The sequence below is a fragment of the Corallococcus caeni genome, assembly GCF_036245865.1.
In the GTDB taxonomy this organism is placed as follows: Bacteria; Myxococcota; Myxococcia; order Myxococcales; family Myxococcaceae; genus Corallococcus; species Corallococcus caeni.
Genome location: NZ_BTTW01000006.1, coordinates 198,964 through 216,393, shown reverse-complemented (window position 1 = coordinate 216,393; position 17,430 = coordinate 198,964). Strand labels below are relative to the sequence as shown.

Here is a 17,430-nt window from a genome sequence, read left to right as displayed (position 1 = left end):
GGGCGACCATTAACCTGGGTTCCCCAGCAGCCCTGTCCCACCTGGAGACGATATGTCGCGCGAGTATCCCGAGGAGCAGCTCCTGGCGTTCGTCCAGGCCATGGCCAACGTGGCGGCGAGCGATGGCCGCGTCACCGAGGACGAGCGTCAGCAGCTCGATGACGTGGTGAGGGGCATGGGGCTGTCGCCCCGGGATGAGCAGGTCGCCGCGGTCATCGAAGCGGAGTTCAAGAAGCCCGGCAACCTCACGGACATCGTCCGGAAGATTGAAGTCCGGGAGCTGCGTGTCTCCCTGCTGCGCATGCTCGTCGAGGTGGCCTGCGCCGACGGCGAGATCGCGAACGAGGAGCGCAAGGCCGTGAAGGATGCCGCCAGCGCTTTCGGTTTCGACGTGTCCGCCGCCGACGAGCTCATTGGCTGGACGCTCGATTCCATCAAGCTGGAGCAGCGCGAGCAGCAGATCATGTCGAAGCTGCTCTGAAGTGACGGAGGTCCGGTGCGGGACACGGGTCCCGCACCGGGGTTCTTCCGGGGATGGCTAGAGCTCGAGCTTGCAGGTGGAGCCGCAGCCGTCGCCGCTGACGGTGTTTCCGTCGTCGCAGTCCTCGCTCTGGTCGAACTGCACGACCCCGTCGCCGCAGCGGACACCGAGCAGGCACCCCGGAGCGCATTTCCCGTAGCCTCCGTGGTTCGTGCCGTCGTCGCACTCCTCTCCCGCGTCCAGCGTGCCATCGCCGCAGGCCGAGGTGCACACCCCGGCCTGGTTGGCCAGCTTGAACGAGGACAGCCGCAGCCCGTAGTTCGAGCCCGTCGTGTGGCGCTCCGCCTGGAACACGGCGACCTCATAGATGTGGGCCGGCTGGAGGGCGAAGTCGGCGGCCCGGGCCGCCAGGTCCACGTTCCCGGACGCGCTGCCGTGAACCCCTCCCATGTCGATGGCGAGCCGCCCGTTGACGAAGATCCAGACGTCGTCGTCCCCCGTGAAGTCGATCCGCTCCACGCCCCGGTACTCGAACCAGAAGCGCGTCTCGCTGGTGAAGCTGAAGTTGCGCGGAGTCCCCGCGCTGTCCGAACGAAGCGGTTCCTCTCCCCGGGCCACCCAGCCCGCGTTGTCGAGCGGGAAGAAGGTCAGGTCCTCGAACAGGTAGGTGGTGGGAGACGTCTGATTCATGCGCATCGTGGAAGCGACGGTCTGGTTGACGTTGGTCACGTCGTGAAACCATTGATCGAACGCCACCTGCCCATGCGTCGTGGCGGAGGAGACGCCTGTCTTGGCATAGGCGGGCTTGCCGGTCGGCCCCAGGGTGGACTGGACGATGCCGGTCTCCGCCCCGGTCGCGTTCTCGAAGTCGATGTGGCCGCCGGGCAGGTCCTTCCCCCGGAAGTCGCGGTAGACGATGGGAAGCGTCAGCATGGACGGAGGAGATGGAGGAATGCGGGGGCAACTGAAACCCTCCTCGATTTGACAGACGGAGGAGCAGCCGTCGAACTCGCGCAGGTTGCCGTCGTCACACTGCTCGTCGGCAGCGAGGACGCCATCGCCGCAGACGTTCGTGCAATTCCCTCCCGTGCAGCGGGGCTCCAGCTGGCACGACGGCGAACAGCCATCGCCCAGGTCGTTGTTGCCGTCGTCGCACTGCTCGGTGCCTTCCGTCTTGGCGTCACCGCAGGTCGTCTTCACGCACGTCTTGCCCACGCCGTCGCACTTGTAGCCCTGCTCCAGCCGGCAGCTGTCGTTGCAGCCATCGCCGCTGGCCGTGTTGCCGTCCTCGCATTCCTCCGGGGCCGCGATGATGGCGTCGCCGCAGCGCGCGGCGTGGCACCTCAGGCCGGTGGCGCCACAGTTCCACCCCTGCTCGACCTGGCAGCTCGCGCTGCAACCATCGCCGCTCTTGGTGTCCCCGTCGTCACAGCCCTCGTCACCCTCCTTCACCCCATCGCCACAGCTGGACGGGGAGCCCGCATCGACAGGGCCGGTGCCAGCATCGGTGGTGCCCGCGTCCGTCGTTCCGGCATCCAGGGTGCCGGCATCGGTGGTGCCTGCGTCCGTGCTGCCCGCGTCCGTCGTCCCGGCATCCGTGGGGCCCGCGTCCGTGCCTGCATCCTCATCGGGCTGCGTCCCCGCATCCACTCCGGCGTCCACATGGGAACCGGCGTCCGGAGTCGAGGCATCGGGCCGGGGGCCCGCGTCGGCGTCCGTGGCGGTGTCACCTCCACAGGCCGCGAGTGAGAGCAGGAGGACGGCGCACAGCGCCCTCGTGAACAGGGATTTTCGAGAGCCGGTCTTTGTCATACGGGGCGCCCATGCTGGGAGCCCCGCAGGCAGGTGTCAATGGTTGGACATTGAGCCGCAAAACCTTCTTCCCATTCAATATTCGTTGAGGACGTTGATCACCTTGCCGTCCTGCGCCACCACGCGAAGGCGGCTGAAACCCCAGACCTTGCTTGTCTGAACGGCCTTCACATGCAGCACGCCGTCCTGCTTGCTTCCGGAGAGCGGAATCTCCATTTCGGCGAGCGCGTCATCGTTGCGAGACTGGGTCCTGCCGGAGAAGAAGAAGCCGCCACTCACGGGCGAGCCCAGCGACTGGACCACCTGGCGGTGGTTCACCACCCGCGCCAATGCCTCCTCATGGGGAAACTGGCTCCGGAACCACATGCCGCCGCAACCGCAGCACATCAACGGAAGTCCCACGAGAGCTCCGAGCACCCACTTCAGCGTCGGCGACATTCCTGGCTCCTGGCCCATCCGGGCACGACGACGTGGCCAGGAGCATCCTAAATGTCTGCCAATCCCGGCGAAAACGGGCCAGAGCTGTCTTTGGCGGGCGGTGCTTCGGCGCCCTGGCGCTCCGCTCAGGAGCCGCTGCGCCGGCGGGTGTGACGGGGACCCGAGTCTGGGGGCTAGATTCGGCGCCGTGAGCTCCTTCCCGACCGCCCTCCCCTCCGTTGACGCCATCCCCTTGCGTGGAGGTCCCGTGCTGCGCTGGGGCGTGCTCGCGCCCGGCCGGATCGCGGGGGGCTTCGTCTGGGCCCTGCATCGGCACACCGACCAGCGCGTCCACGCGGTCGCCTCTCGCGACCCGGAGCGCGCCTCACGCTTCGCCGCGCAGTACGGCATCCCGCGCGTCCACGCGTCCTACGAGCAGCTCGTCCGCGACCCCGACGTCGACATCGTCTACGTGGCGTCTCCCCACAGCGAGCACAAGCGCCAGGCCCTGCTCGCCATCGCCGCCGGCAAGCATGTCCTCGTGGAGAAGCCGCTCGCGCTCAACGCCGCCGAGGCCCGCGACATCGCCCGGGCCGCTCGCGCCGCGAACGTCTTCGCGATGGAGGCCCTGTGGTCCCGCTTCCTCCCCCAGACGCTGCTCATCGAACGGCTGCTGCGTGACGGCGTGCTCGGGGACATCCGGCTCGTCGCGGCGGACTTCGGCGGCCGCTTCGACTTCGACCCCGAAGGCCGCGTCTTCAACCCCGCGCTCGGCGGGGGCGCCCTGCTCGACATCGGCATCTATCCCATCTGGCTCGCGCACTTCGTGCTGGGCCCGCCCCCGCACGTCCACGCCACGGGCTCCCTCACCCAGACCGGGGTGGATGGGCAGGCGGCCCTCGTCCTTACCTACGCCATGGGCGCCCAGGCGCTGCTGCACACCACCCTCTTCGCGGAGACGCCCCAGGAGGCCGTCATCGCGGGGACGCATGCGCGCCTCCAGCTCGACTCGCGCTTCTTCACACCCGGCGGCTTCACGCTGAAGGCCGCGAGGTCGGACCAGCGGCTGCGCTGGACCGACCCCTCCGGGCTCCAGGGCAGCGAGGGTCTCGCCTGGCAGGCCGTCGCTGTCGCGAGTCACATCGCCGAGGGACGCAGGGAGTCACCCCTGCATCCGCTCGAGCGCAGCATCGCCCTGCTCGAAACCATCGATGCCGCGCGGGAGCAACTGCGCGCCGCCGGTCCGAGCGCCCACGGGCATCTGTTCACGCGCTGACGCCGGGCCTCCCAATCACCGGGCACGCGCCCCGGGTGACCGCGACGCGGACGGGGCGGCCGTACACTGCGCGCTTCGCCACGCTCGGAGGACGTCATGGGTTTCCTGCGGCCCCACGCTGAACGCATCTACGCGCTGCTCCGGATCATGGCCGGGCTGATGTTCATGCAGCACGGTCTTCAGAAGCTCTTCGGCCTGTTCGGCGGCGTGCCCCCGGGGGCGCCGCCGTTCGTCGTCTACGGCGCGGGCATCATCGAGTTCGTGGGCGGCGCGCTCATCGCGCTCGGATTGTTCGCCGGCCCCGCGGCGTTCATCGCCAGCGGCACGATGGCGTTCGCCTTCTTCCTCGGGCACGTGGCGCCTCACGGGGGCAACCTCATGCCCATCGTGAACCAGGGCGAGCTCGCGGCGCTCTACTGCTTCGGGTTCCTCTACATCGCCGCGCACGGCTCGGGCATCTGGAGCGTCGACGCCGCGCGCCGGGGGCGATGAGCGTCCGCTCGCCTTGCCGGAGGGCACGCGAGCAGCCGTGCCCGGGTTGGGGGCCGGACGGTCGGCCTCCAGAGCCTGCGTCGAGGGGCCAACCTTCGTTCCAGGCGCTCCGCCTGCCCCGTTTGCGCGTGTGGTAACGAACGCTCTTGATGAGCTCCTCGCCCCGCCCGAGCGTCACTGCCTCCAGCGAACCCGAGACGTCGGACGTGCGCCACCGCGAGGCAGCGGCGGTGCTCGAGGGCGGAGGCGAGATGGGCGCGCTCATGCGCTCCATCGACTGGACGCGGACTCCCGTGGGAGCGCCCGGGACGTGGCCCCAGTCCCTGCGCACGGCGGTGAGCATCCTGCTGGAGTCGCGCTTCCCCATGTACATCGCGTGGGGACCCCACCTGGTCCAGTTCTACAACGACGGCTACCGCCCGGTGCTGGGCGCGACGAAGCACCCGGCCGCCATGGGCCACAGCGCGCAGAGCACCTTCGCGGAGAGCTGGCACATCATCGGCCCGATGTTCGAGGGCGTGAGGCAGGGCACGGCGGTCGGCTCCGAGGACTGGATGCTGCCGCTGGACCGCAACGGCTACCTCGAGGAGTGCTACTTCACCTACTCCTACAGCCCCATCCGGGATGAGACCGGCGGTGTCGGGGGCGTGCTGGTCACCCTGACGGAGACCACCGGCCGGGTGCTGGGCGAGCGGCGGCTGCGGACGCTGCGGGACCTGGCGGCACGGGCGGGGACGGTGAAGCGCGAACAGGACGCCTGGCGCGAAGCGGCGGCCGCGCTGGAGACCAACGGCTTCGACATCCCCTTCGCCCTGCTGTACCGCCAGGGGGACCCAGGCCAGGGCCTGGAGCTGGTGGCGACAGCGGGCTGGGGCCAGGACACCGCCACGCCCGCCGCGCTCTTCGGCACCGACGGCGCCGCGTGGCCCTTCGCGGAGGCGACCGCCGCCCAGGGACCCCGGTTCGTCCCGGACGTGCAGGCGCGCTTCGGGCCGCTGCCCGGCGGCAGGTGGCCGGAGTCTCCCCGCACGGCGTGGCTCTTCCCCATCACGCGGGCTGGCGCCGAGCACCCCTATGGCTTCCTCGTGGCGGGCGTGAGCGCGAGGCGCGCCCCGGACGACGACTACCGCGGGTTCCTGGGGCTGGTGGCGGACCACCTCGCGACGGCGCTCGGCAACGCCCGCGCCTACGAAGAGGAGAAGAAGCGGGCGGAGGCCCTGGCGGAGCTGGACCGCGCGAAGACGGCCTTCTTCAGCAACGTGAGCCACGAGTTCCGCACGCCGCTGACCCTGATGCTGGGCCCCATCGAGGACGGCCTCGCGGATGACCGGCAGCCCCTGCCTCCAGCGCAGCGGGAGCGCCAGGAGGTGGTGCGCCGCAACGGCCTGCGCCTGCAGAAGCTGGTCAACACGCTGCTCGACTTCGCCCGCCTGGAGGCGGGGCGCGCCCGGGTGTCCTTCGTCCCGACGGACCTCTCCGCGCTCACCGTGGACCTGGCGAGCAACTTCGACTCCGCGATGACCGCCGCCGGGCTCACCCTGCGCGTGGACTGCCCGGCGCTGCCCGAGCCCGTCTACGTGGACCCCTCCCTGTGGGAGAAGGTCGTCCTCAACCTCCTCTCCAACGCCTTCAAGTTCACCTTCCAGGGGGAGATCCGCGTCGCGCTGAAGTGGCTCGGCGAGCAGGTGGAGCTCACCGTCCAGGACACGGGCATCGGCATCCCGGAGGAGGAGCTGCCCCGCGTCTTCGAGCGCTTCCACCGCGTGGAGGGCGCGCGGGGGCGCAGCCACGAGGGCACCGGCATCGGCCTGGCGCTGGTGCAGGAGCTGGTGCACCTGCACGGGGGGCGCGTGACGGCGACCAGCACGCCAGGACAGGGGAGCACCTTCCACGTCCTCCTGCCCACCGGCTCCGCGCACCTTCCCCGGAAGCCGGACGCGCAGGAGCCGGCGCTCCCGTCCACCGGCATCGGCCCCGGTGCGTTCCTCGCGGAGATCTCCCAGTGGAGCGCCGCCGCGCCCGTCGCGCCGCAATCCACCGTCCGCGCGGACGCCCGCGTCCTGGTGGTGGACGACAACGCGGACCTGCGCGCCTACCTGACCCGGCTGCTGGAACCCCGCTGGAGCGTGGAGGCGGTGAGCGAGGGCGGGGCCGCGCTCGCCGCCGCGCGCGCCCATCCGCCCGACCTCATCCTCTCCGACGTGATGATGCCAGGGGTGAATGGCCTGGAGCTGGTCCAGGCCCTGCGCGCCGACGAGCGCACGCGCGCCATCCCCATCATCCTGCTGTCCGCGCGCGCGGGCGAGGAGGCCACCATCGAGGGGCTCGACAGCGGCGCGGACGACTACCTGGTCAAGCCCTTCTCCGCGAACGAGCTCCTCGCGCGCGTCAACGCCCAGCTCACGGTCGCGCGGCTGCGGCGGGAGACCCTGCTCGCGGAGCGCGCGCACGCGGCGGAGGCGGAGCGGCTGCTGGAGGAGTCCCGCCGCGCCACGCGGCTGCGCGAGGAGACGCTCGCCGTCGTCAGCCATGACCTGCGCTCGCCGCTGACCGCCATCCGCGCCGCCACGGAGCTGCTCCAGCGGCTGCCGCCCGAATCCGAGGCGACCGCCCGCGCGCGCAAGCAGGCCGACGCCATCCGCCGCTCCGTGGACCGGATGAACCGGCTCATCGAGGACCTGCTCGACCTGGCGAGCATCGACACGGGCACGCTCGCCATCGAGCTCCGCCCGCAGCCGGTGGAGGCACTGCTGCGCGATGCCCGGGAGCTCTTCGAGCCCCAGGCGACGGAGAAGGGCCTGCGCCTCATCGTGGAGCAGGAGCCCGGGCTCACCCTGTGGTGCGACCGGGAGCGCCTCCTCCAAGCGCTCGGGAACCTGCTGTCCAACGCGCTCAAGTTCACCCCCTCCGGGGGCAGCCTCCTCCTGCGGGTGGGGAGCGAGCCCGGCACGGACGACCTGCGCTTCAGCGTGGCGGACACCGGCCCGGGCATCCCCGCCAGCGTGCAGCCGCACCTCTTCGACCGCTACTGGCACGCGTCGCAGCGGCGGCGCGACGGTCATGGCCTGGGCCTCTCCATCACGAAGGGCATCGTGGAGAGCCACGGCGGGCACGTCTGGGTGGAGAGCGGACAGGGCGGGGGCACCACCTTCCACTTCACCCTTCCGCGCGAACAGCGGCCCCGGTCCGCCGCCACGCCCGCCCCGCGCGCGCCCCTCCCGGAGCCCACGCCGTCGGCGCGGCCGGCCACGGAGGAGCCCTTCCTCCAGCACGGCGGCGACATGGGCGCGATGATGCGGGCCCATGACTGGTCCACCAACTCGCTGGGCACGCCCGAGCAGTGGCCTCAGTCCCTGCGGACGTCCGTCAGCACGATGCTGCGCTCGCCCTACCCCATCATCCTCTTCTGGGGCCCCGAGCTGCGGATGCTCTACAACGACCCGTTCCGGCCCATCCTGGGGGCGAAGCATCCCCAGACGCTGGGCGCGCGCGGCAGCGAGGCGCTCGTCGAGGAGTGGGGGCAGTTGGGCCCGTTGATCCAGCGCGCCCAGGACACGGGCGAGCCCATCTACATCGAGGACGGGAACGTCAACTTCGCGCGCCGCCCCGGCGGCCTGCGGGAGGAGTCCTACTTCACCTGGTCCTACAACCCGACCATCGGCGAGTCGGGGGAGATCGCCGGCATGTTCGCCATCGCCAGCGAGACGACGCGGCAGGTGGTGGGGGACCGGCGGCTGGCCATCCTCCGGGAGCTGTCCATCCGCACGGCGCTGGACAAGACGGTCGAGGGCGTCTACCGCTCGCTGGAGGCCGTCCTCGCGCAGGCGGCGCACGACGTTCCCTTCGCGCTGCTCTACGTGGTGAAGGCGGAGCAGGCGCGGCGGGTCAGCTGCGCGGGCCTGGAGCGCGGGCTGGCCGCCGCGCCCGTGACGCTGGCGGCGGGCGACACGTCCTCCTGGCCCCTCGCGCGCGTCGCGGAGACGCGGCAGGAGGTCCTGCTGGAGGACCTGGCACTGCGCTTCGGTCCCCTCCCCGGCGGCCCCTGGCCCGAGCCCACGACGCGCGCCCTCCTCCTCCCGGTGCCCATGGGCGCGGAGACCGACACCCTGGCGGTGCTGGTGTCGGGCCTGAGCCCTCTGCGCGCGCTGGACGACGAGTACCGGGGCTTCCTGCAACTGCTGGCGCGGCAGCTGTCCGCCAGCATCTCCAGCGCTCGCGCCTACGAGCAGGAGAAGCAGCGGGCCGAGGAGCTGGCCCGGCTGGACGCGGCGAAGACCGCGTTCTTCAGCAACGTCAGCCACGAGTTCCGCACGCCGCTCACGCTCATCCTCGGGCCCGTCGAGGACGCGCTGACGCGGACGCCGAAGGCGCTGGAGGGAGAGCCGCTGGAGCTGGTGCGCCGCAACGCCTTGCGGCTCTTCAAGATGGTCAACACGCTGCTCGACTTCTCCCGCATGGAGGCGGGGCGGGCCCAGGCCCGGTACGCGCCCGTGGACCTGGCCTCCTTCACCACGAGCCTCGCGAGCGCCTTCCAGTCCGCGGTGGAGAGCGCGGGCCTGCGGCTGGTGGTGGACTGCCCGCCCCTGCCCGAGCCCGTCTACGTGGACCCGGAGATGTGGGAGAAGGTTGTCCTCAACCTGCTCTCCAACGCGGTGAAGTACACCCACCACGGGGAGATCCGCGTGAGCCTGCGCTGGGAGGACGCGCAGGCCGTCCTGCGCGTCGAGGACACGGGGGTGGGCATCCCCGAGGAGGAGCTCCCGCGCGTCTTCGAGCGCTTCTACCGCGTCCGCGTCACCCAGGGCCGCAGCCACGAGGGGACGGGCATCGGCCTGGCGCTGGTGCAGGAGCTGGTGAAGCTGCACGGGGGCGGTGTCGCGGTGACGAGCGCGCTCGGCCAGGGCACCACCTTCACCGTGCGGCTGCCCCAGGGGACGGCCCACCTGCCCCCGGAGCGCGTCGAGCGCTCCCTGCGGCCGGGCCCGGTGCCCACGGGCGCCGCCCTCTTCGTGGAGGAGGCGCGCCGCTGGGCCACGGACGTCATCGCCCCGGACGTCCCTGGCGACGACCGCACGCTGGAGCCCCTCTCGCCGGAGACCTCCGCGGAGCTCGCGCGCGCCCGCATCCTGCTCGTGGACGACAACGCCGACCTGCGCACCTACGTCACGGGGTTGCTCAAGCACGACTTCCCGCACGTGGAGACCGCCAGGAACGGGCAGGACGCGCTGGAGCAGGCGCGCGTCCGGCCGCCGGACCTCATCCTCTCCGACGTGATGATGCCGGTGCTGGACGGCTTCGGCCTGGTGCGCGCGCTGCGCGCCGACGAGCGCACGCGCGCCATCCCCATCATCCTGCTGTCCGCGCGCGCGGGCGACGAGGCCACGGTGGAGGGCCTGAAGAGCGGCGCGGATGACTACCTGGTGAAGCCCTTCTCCGCGCGCGAGCTGCTGGTGCGGGTGCGCACCCAGCTGGACATGGCCCGCGTGCGCCGGGAGGTGGTCCGCAACGAGGTGGAGCGGGATTCGCTGCGCGAGTCCCTGCGGGCGCGCGACGAGTTCCTCCGGCTGGTCAGCCACGAGCTGCGCACGCCCGTGAGCGCCCTGTCGCTCAACATCCAGTCCCTGGTGCGGAGCCTGGACGTCCCGGACGCGGACGTGGCGCCGGAGGCCACCCGGGGCAAGGCGCGCACGACGCAGAAGCATCTCCAGCGCCTGGCGCGCCTGGTGGAGCAGCTGGTCGACGTGTCGGAGTTCGTCACCGGGCCGCTGGACCTCTCCCGCGAGGAGGTGGACCTGGCGCAGCTCGCGGCCGCCGTCGTGGCGCGGGCGCGGGAGAAGGCCCTTCGCGCGGACTGCGTCCTCACCCTGGAGGCGCCCCTGCCGGTGGTGGGGCGCTTCGACCGGGCGAGGCTGGAGCAGCTGCTCGACAGCCTGGTGGACAACGCCCTCAAGTTCGGGACGGGCAGGCCCGTGGAGGTCCACGTGGCGCGCGCGGCGGGCCGGGTGAGCCTGGCGGTCCGGGACCATGGCGACGGGGTGGGGCAGGAGGACCAGGAGCGCGTCTTCGGGCGCTTCGAGCGCGCGGTCTCCGCGAACCACCACGGCGGCTTCGGGGTGGGCCTGTGGATGGCCCGCCACATCGCGGAGGCCCACGGGGGCAGCATCCACCTGGAGCCCACGGAGGGCGGAGGCGCCACCTTCACCACGGTGCTGCCGCTGGACGTGCCGCTGGGAGGGTGACCTCCGGTCCCTGGAGCACGGCCCCCCCGGGCTGTGCTAATCCAAAAGGCCCGTAGACGACGTCACCACCCTCCTCTCCCGGAAGACCTCCATGGCAGGCAGCAGCCTGATTGCGCTCATCGACGACATCGCGACCATCCTGGATGACGTCTCCATCCTGACGAAGGTGGCGGCGAAGAAGACGGCGGGCGTGCTGGGTGACGACCTGGCGCTCAACGCGCAGCAGGTGACGGGCGTGAACGCGGACCGCGAGCTGCCCGTGGTGTGGGCGGTGGCGAAGGGCTCCCTGGTCAACAAGGCCATCCTGGTGCCGGCGGCGCTGGCCATCAGCGCGCTGGTGCCCTGGCTGGTGACGCCGCTGCTGATGGTGGGCGGCGCGTTCCTCTGCTTCGAGGGCTTCGAGAAGCTGGCGCACAAGTTCCTGCACAGCAAGGAAGAGGACGACGCGCACCGCGCCGGGCTGCGCGAGGCCCTGACGAATCCGAACGTGGACCCGGTCGCGCTGGAGAAGGACAAGATCAAGGGCGCGGTGCGCACCGACTTCATCCTCTCCGCGGAGATCATCGCCATCACGCTGGGCACGGTGGCGGACGCGGACTTCGCCACCCGCGTCACGGTGATGGTGGGCATCGCCCTCATCATGACGGTGGGGGTGTACGGGCTCGTGGCGGGCATCGTGAAGCTGGACGACGCGGGGCTGTACCTCAGCCGCAAGGGCGGGGGCTTCGCGAGCGGCCTGGGCAGGGGCATCCTCCGCGCGGCGCCGTGGCTGATGAAGTTCCTCTCCGTGGCGGGGACGGCGGCCATGTTCCTGGTGGGCGGCGGCATCCTCGTGCACGGCATCTCCGGCCTGCACCACGCGGAGGAGTCCTTCTCCGCCTGGGCCGGGCGCGTGCCGGGCGTGGGCAGCGTCCTGGGCGGGCTCGCTCCCATGCTGATCAACGCCGCGGTGGGGCTGGGCGCCGGCGCCGTGCTGGTGCTGCTCTTCACCCTGGGCCAGAAGCTGTTCAAGGGCCGGGGCGCGAAGAAGTAGCGCGCGCTACCGGCGGCGGGGGCCGGGCACTCGCGCGCCGTGGGTGGGATTGCAATAAATCAGTAAATCATGCAATCACGGGTGCTGGATGTCTTCACGAGTCCGGCAGAGGGGGAGTTCCATGCGATTGCGTTCATGGCTGCGGGGCAGCCTTGCCTTGTTGTGTCTGAGCTGTGGTCCCACGTCGTCGGAAGACGCCTCGGAGCCCGAAAAGGCTCCGGTCCGGACGCGGGCCGAGCAGCTCGTGGCGGAGCGCGGCTTCGACCCGAAGGATGTGTCACTGGTACCGGACGCGCAGGGGCGGCGGCAGGCGCTCCACTTCCGGGGCGTGCCCATCTGGGGGTTGGAAGCGAAGACGGCACTGGACCAGACCCTCTTCTCCAACGTCCGCTTCCAGCCCACCGGGGCCGTGGAGACGGAGGCCCGGCTCACCGAGGCCCAGGCCCGGGACGCCGCGCTCGCGGCGATGAAGGACTCCAGCGCGAAGGTGGAATCCGCTCGGCTCGTGCTCCTGCCCACCGAGGCGCGCCAGCTGCGGAAGGAGGCAGCGCCGCGCGTCGCCGGCCCCCGGAACGCCGCGGACTTCGAGCGGGTGGTGACGGGCCTGCGGCTCATCTACCGGCTGAAGCTCTCCACGGGAGGGGACGCGCGGCGGCGGTGGAGCGCGCAGGTGGATGCCCGCTCCGGCGAGGTGTTGCGCCTGGAGCCGCTCGAACACACGGGCCTGGCGGGGCAGTTCAAGAAGGCGCGGGGCACGGGCTACTACGCGGGCCCGATCTCGTTCGTCGCGTTCTATGAGACCTACGGGCAGGTCAACCGGCTGCGGGATGCGCACAACAACGACTACGAGGCGTACGTTCCCCAGTCGCCAAGGAGCGGCACCTACGAGCTCTACCAGAGCGCGGACCTGATTTTTGGCGACGGGCTCCGCTACAGTGGAGGGGGCCCGCTCGGGACCAATGGAGAGACCGCGGCGGTGGACGCCTACCACGCCGTGGGCCTGGCCTGGTCCGTCTACGAGACCTTCCTGGGGCGCGCGGGCCCGACGGGCAACGGCACGACCTTCCGCGTCCGGGTGCACGTGCCCGCGGAGAACGCCTTCTATGACCCCGACGAAACCGAACCCGCCATCCGGTTCGGCTATCGCGCCCTCAATGCCAGTCCCAAAACCCCGTTCACGACCACCGACGTCGTGGGCCACGAGCTGGCCCATGACTTCTTCGCCCGGGAGCTGGCGGGTGACCCCTCGGACGTTCCATCCAGTGGCTCGGAGCAGGCCGGACTGAACGAGGGAACGGGAGACATCTTCGGCTTCGTCACCGAACTGCTGCGCGACGCGAAGCGGGTGTCGTCCACGTCGACGAACATCGATGGGGTGACGGTGAAGACCTCGAACCTCACCGTCGCCGAGGAGACGGGCGTCGTGTCCCGCAACCTCCTGTCGCCCATGTATCCGGAGTGGTTCGACTCCATCGGCTTCGCGGACGAGCACTTCTCCTCGGGCCCCCTGAGCCGGATGTTCCTGCTGCTGGCCTATGGCGCCAGCTCCCAGCCCCAGAGCCCGTGGTACTCCTACCTGGTGCCCGAAGGGTTCAGCGGCGTGGGGGCCGCGGAGGCGCTGCGCATCTGGGCGCTCGCCGTGCAGCTGATGCCCCTGGGCTCGGACTACCTGGATGCCCGCCAGGCGGCGCTCGCGGCGGCGACCACACGGGACGGCGTGCAGGGAGGCCCCCGGATGCTGGCCGTGGCCCGCGCGTTCGCGGCCGTCAACGTCGGCTACAAGCCGGACTCCGTGCCGCCGCAGACGACGCTGAGCTGCCGGCAGGTGAACGAGGACATCGAGTGCACCGGCACCATCACCGACGCCGAGGTGCCGGGGCAGTACACCACCGCGCCGCGGCTGGTGCTGGACGGCGGCACGCAGATCAAGTCGCTGGCCGGCTGGCAGTTCACGCAGACCCTCCCGGGCACCGCGCTGGCCGGTGGAAGCCACACGGTCCAATTGCAGGCGTGGGACTACTGGCAGAACCTGGCCACGAGGACGGTGACGGTCGTGTTGGACAAGACCCCGCCCGACTTCTCCTTCCTCCGCTCCGGTACGCCGAAGCAGCCCTTCTACACCGTCATCCCGAGGGACACCTCCGGCATCCGCACCGTGGACTTCCTCGACGGCAGCCGGTTCCTGTACGGCATCTTCGTTCCCCCCTACGAACAGGCGCTGGACACCTCCACCTGGACCGATGGCACCCACGACCTGGTCATCCGGGTCTACGACGAATACATGAACGTCACCGTCCGCCACGACACCTTGAAGGTGGACAACACGCCCCCCAGCGTGACGATGACGGTGGGCACGGGGGACGAGTCTCCGTTCCCGGTGAATGTCTCGGTGAGCGACGCCTCCCCGGTGGCGCGCGTGGACTTCAAGGTGGACGGCATCGTGTTCGCCACGCGGACGAACCCCGCCACCACGTACCAGGCCAGCTACACGCCCACGGATCCGCTGGTCCACAACCTCATCGTGGAGGTGACGGACACCTTCGGTAACAAGCAGACCGTGTCCCAGGGGGCCCCGCTCGACCGCAGGCCTCCGACGGTGAGCTTCGCCAAGACCCAGCTGGGCGCCCTGGTGCGGCTGACCTTCAGCGCGGCGGATGGCTGCGGTCTCGAGTATCCGTATGCGCTGTATGTGGACGCCAACCTGGTGGCGCAGCCCACGACGCCGTCCTACGTGCTGGACTTCGGTGAGGCGATGGCCGCGGGGGCGCACACGTTCCAGGCCATCGTCAGCGACCAGTGCGGCAACACGACGAACTTCCAGACGGCGTTCGTCAAGGACCTCACCCCGCCGGTCATCACGGGCATCACCCGGGACGACACCCTGCCGAAGAAGCCGAAGTTCACCGTGCAGTGCACGGACACGGAAGGGGTGCACCACGTGGAGCTGCGTGAGGGCGGGGTCATCACCCAGACGGACACCACCGCGCCCTACGAGTTCGTGGTCGACACCTCGGGCCGGACGGACGGGGACTATTCGCTGCTGTTCCAGTGCACGGACATCAACGGCGTCTCCAGCTCTCCGGAGACGCGCACGGTGACAGCGGACAACACCGGTCCCACCATCAACCTCACGGTCTACGGCTCGCGCCGCGCGTACCTCGTCTCAGCGGAGCCCGTGAGCGACCCCCGCGGCATCCAATCCGTCACCCTCACCGGCGGGCTGGTGACGCCCGCTTTCACCACCACGCTGACCCAGGCACCCTGGTCCGTGCTGTGGAACATCCCTGGCACGACCACCATCCAGACGGAGCTGCCGTTCTCGGTCACCGCCAAGGACACATGGGGGAACACGTCCAGCAAGTCACTGTGGTGCGCGGTGAATACCGCCTCCACCACGTCTCAGTATCTGGTCTGCCACACGTAGTGAGCCTGCACGGCCCGGGAGCCCGTCCCCATGGAAGCTGGGGACGGCTCCTGACGTCTCAGTGAGCGAGAGGAGCATCCAGGGACGTGGGCCGGTGGACACCCGGGCAAACATCCCGGAGAGTTCACTTGAGGGACACCTTGAATTCCGTGAAAGAAGAGGAATGCAAAGGAGCCTCTCGATGCACATTCGTTACCTGGTGGCCGGACTCCTGGTCGCCGTCGTGGGTTGTGAAGGAAAGCCGGAGGACGCCCCCGAACTCCAGGCACAGGACGCCGCGGTGACCGCGGGCACCCGGCTCATCGGCGTGCAGTCCGGCCGCTGCCTCGACGTGGCGCAGAACAGCCAGACGCCGGGGCAGGAGCTCCACATCTATGACTGCCACGGGCAGGCGAACCAACGGTTCCTGTTCACGCCCGAGGGCGAGCTGCGCGTGTTCGACGGCGCCCGGTGCATCCAGCCGGAGACCGCCGGCGCCGGAGCCCGGGCCGTCAGCGTCGTCTGCGATGGGACGGCGAACCAGCGGTGGGTCCGCAACGCCAACGGCGCGGTCGTCCACACCGCGTCCGCGCTGTGCCTCGACGTGTCCGGCCAGGCCACCGCCAACAGCTCGAAGGTCGTCGTCTGGAATTGCAACGGCCAGACGAACCAGCAGTGGTCGCTGCCGCCCGACACCCAGCCCCCCACCGTGCCCACGGGGCTCGCGCTGTCCAACGTGACGTGCAACACGGCCACGCTCTCCTGGTCCCCGTCCACGGACAACGAGGGCGTCGCCTTCTACGACGTCTACCACGACGGTCAGCTCATGAAGTCCGTCTCCGGCGCGGTCGTGTCCACCGGGCTGACCGTGGTCCCCGGCGCGACCTGGGGCCTGTATGTGAATGCGCGGGACGCGGCGGGCAATGTCTCCCAGGGCAGCGCCACGCTCTCCATCACCCCGCCGCCGTGCCAGGTGGACACGCAGGCGCCCACCGTTCCGGCCGGCGTCACCGCCACCGCCTCCGGCACCAGCGTGACCGTGACGTGGAGCGCGTCCACCGACAACGTGGGCGTGACCGCGTACGACGTGTTCCGCGGGGGCGTGAAGATTGGCACGTCGTCTGGCTCGCCGCCCGGGACGACCTTCGTCGACAGCGGCCTGTCCCCGAACACGGCCTACAGCTACGCCGTGCTCGCGCGTGACGCCCAGGGCAACGCGTCCGCCCAGAGCCCGGCGGCGACGGTCACCACCGGCCAGGCCTGCGCGAACCCCGTCTGCTCCGTCACCCAGGTCGCCACCGACACGGACATCCCGTGGGGCCTGGTGAACCTGCCGGACGGCTCGGTGCTCTACGGCCGCCGGGACGCGCAGGACATCGTTCGCCTGGATCCGGCGACGGGCCAGAAGACGTCCGTGGGCACCGTCCCCAACGTGCAGAGCACCGACGGCGAGGGCGGGCTGATGGGGCTGGCCCTCTCCCCCACCTTCTCTACCGACCGGTGGCTGTACGTGATGCACACCTCCCCCACCGACAACCGCATCGTGCGCCTGCGGTATGAGAACGGCACCCTGAACACCGCGTCGCTCCAGGTGCTGCTCCAGGGCATCGGCCGCAACAAGTTCCACAACGGCGGGCGCCTGCGCTTCGGGCCGGACGGCAAGCTCTACGCGTCCACCGGGGATGCGCAGAACGGCGCGTACGCGCAGGACGTCAACAACCTGGCCGGCAAGGTGCTGCGGCTCAACGCCGACGGCACGGTCCCGTCCGACAACCCCTTCGGCAACTACGTCTGGAGCTACGGCCACCGCAACCCGCAGGGGCTGGCGTTCGACTCGCAGGGCCGCCTCTGGGAGCAGGAGTTCGGCAACTCCGTGATGGATGAGACCAACCTCATCCAGAAGGGCGGCAACTACGGCTGGCCGAACTGCGAGGGCACGGTGTCGCAGGGCGGGTCGGGCTGCGCGACGGCCGGCTACATCGCGCCGAAGCAGACCTACTCCACGGCGGAGGGCTCCTGCTCCGGCATCGCGGTGGTGCGCGACGTCCTCTACGTGGCCTGCGCCCGCGGCACGCGCCTCTACCGCGAGGTCATCAGCGGCTCCAGCCTGACCAACGTGCAGCAGTTCTTCGTGGGCACCTACGGCCGGCTGCGCACCGTCGAGCCGACCCTGGACGGCAACCTGTGGCTGACCACCACCAACCAGGGTGACAAGGACAGCATCCCCAACAACAGCAACGAGCGGATCTTCCGCGTCGTCCTGGGGCAGTAGCGCAC

General features: G+C 70.6%; 9 protein-coding genes. 7 read left to right on the top strand and 2 right to left on the bottom strand.

The features are described 5' to 3' along the window. The first annotated feature begins 52 nt into the window (after window positions 1-52). Entirely contained in the window at window positions 53-481 is a 429-nt protein-coding gene (locus tag AABA78_RS25175; RefSeq protein WP_171412108.1) for a tellurite resistance TerB family protein, read from the top strand. Window positions 482-538: 57 nt separating this feature from the next. Here AABA78_RS25175 and AABA78_RS25170 read toward each other — a convergent pair whose 3' ends face one another. Together AABA78_RS25170 and AABA78_RS25165 are read right to left on the bottom strand one after the other, a co-directional pair. Beyond that, window positions 539-2,293, bottom strand: a complete 1,755-nt coding sequence (locus AABA78_RS25170) for a DUF4215 domain-containing protein (protein WP_338266517.1) — start codon at window positions 2,291-2,293, stop codon at window positions 539-541. Window positions 2,294-2,368: 75 nt separating this feature from the next. Further along, complete coding sequence (locus tag AABA78_RS25165) at window positions 2,369-2,731, bottom strand: cytochrome c oxidase assembly factor Coa1 family protein (RefSeq protein ID WP_338266515.1); 363 nt, start codon at window positions 2,729-2,731, stop codon at window positions 2,369-2,371. 187 nt (window positions 2,732-2,918) lie between these two features. Between AABA78_RS25165 and AABA78_RS25160 the strand changes: the two genes are divergently transcribed. From AABA78_RS25160 to AABA78_RS25135, 6 genes are all read left to right on the top strand, one after another. Further along, window positions 2,919-3,986 carry a Gfo/Idh/MocA family protein gene (locus tag AABA78_RS25160; protein ID WP_338266513.1) on the top strand — a complete coding sequence of 356 codons (1,068 nt, stop codon included), beginning with the start codon at window positions 2,919-2,921 and terminating at the stop codon, window positions 3,984-3,986. 96 nt (window positions 3,987-4,082) lie between these two features. Further along, window positions 4,083-4,478 carry a DoxX family protein gene (locus tag AABA78_RS25155; RefSeq protein ID WP_338266511.1) on the top strand — a complete coding sequence of 132 codons (396 nt, stop codon included), beginning with the start codon at window positions 4,083-4,085 and terminating at the stop codon, window positions 4,476-4,478. A 251-nt stretch (window positions 4,479-4,729) separates the two neighbouring features. Then, entirely contained in the window at window positions 4,730-10,717 is a 5,988-nt protein-coding gene (locus AABA78_RS25150) for an ATP-binding protein (protein ID WP_370469487.1), read from the top strand. Window positions 10,718-10,808: 91 nt separating this feature from the next. Next, on the top strand, window positions 10,809-11,750 hold the full coding sequence (locus tag AABA78_RS25145) for a DUF808 domain-containing protein (RefSeq protein WP_338266506.1): 942 nt from the start codon (window positions 10,809-10,811) through the stop codon (window positions 11,748-11,750). Between the two features lie 121 nt (window positions 11,751-11,871). Then, entirely contained in the window at window positions 11,872-15,174 is a 3,303-nt protein-coding gene (locus AABA78_RS25140) for an Ig-like domain-containing protein (RefSeq protein ID WP_338266504.1), read from the top strand. A 181-nt stretch (window positions 15,175-15,355) separates the two neighbouring features. After that, window positions 15,356-17,425 (top strand): PQQ-dependent sugar dehydrogenase, encoded by a 2,070-nt coding sequence (locus AABA78_RS25135; RefSeq protein ID WP_338266502.1) that lies wholly within the window; start codon window positions 15,356-15,358, stop codon window positions 17,423-17,425. Window positions 17,426-17,430 lie beyond the last annotated feature (5 nt).